This is a genomic window from Rhizobium ecuadorense, from assembly GCF_001187535.1.
GTDB lineage: Bacteria > Pseudomonadota > Alphaproteobacteria > Rhizobiales > Rhizobiaceae > Rhizobium > Rhizobium ecuadorense.
In genome coordinates this window covers 1-376 of sequence record NZ_LFIO01000181.1, presented here as the reverse complement: position 1 = coordinate 376, position 376 = coordinate 1, and the positions used below count along the sequence as shown (strand labels likewise).

Below are 376 nucleotides of genomic sequence, written 5' to 3'. Positions count from 1 at the left end.
GTATAGGTCTCGCCGTTGTTCGGAAGCTGGTCGGTGACGGTTTTTTAGTCGCTGCCTGCAGTCGCCATCCGTCTCCCGCACTTCCGACGGGGGATGAAGGCGATGTCCGCTTCTTCCAGCTCGATCTTGCCGACCCGAATTCGGTGAAGGAATGTGCACAGGCACTTCACCGGCAATACCAGCGCATCGATGCGCTGGTATTGCCGGTGAAGTGCCTGTGCACATTCCTTCACCGAATTCGGGTCGGCAAGATCGAGCTGGAAGAAGCGGACATCGCCTTCATCCCCCGTCGGAAGTGCGGGAGACGGATGGCGACTGCAGGCAGCGACTAAAAAACCGTCACCGACCAGCTTCCGAACAACGGCGAGACCTATAC

2 pseudogenes are annotated in these 376 nt (G+C 58.5%); one reads left to right on the top strand and one right to left on the bottom strand.

From position 1 onward, the window contains the following. Nucleotides 1–2: 2 nt before the first annotated feature. A pseudogene (locus tag AF337_RS45040) lies at nucleotides 3–140 on the top strand (SDR family NAD(P)-dependent oxidoreductase); the annotation flags it as partial. A 96-nt stretch (nucleotides 141–236) separates the two neighbouring features. On the opposite strand, the pseudogene AF337_RS45035 reads toward AF337_RS45040, so the two are convergent. After that, nucleotides 237–350: pseudogene (locus AF337_RS45035) on the bottom strand (SDR family NAD(P)-dependent oxidoreductase); the annotation flags it as partial. Between the last annotated feature and the right edge of the window lie 26 nt (nucleotides 351–376).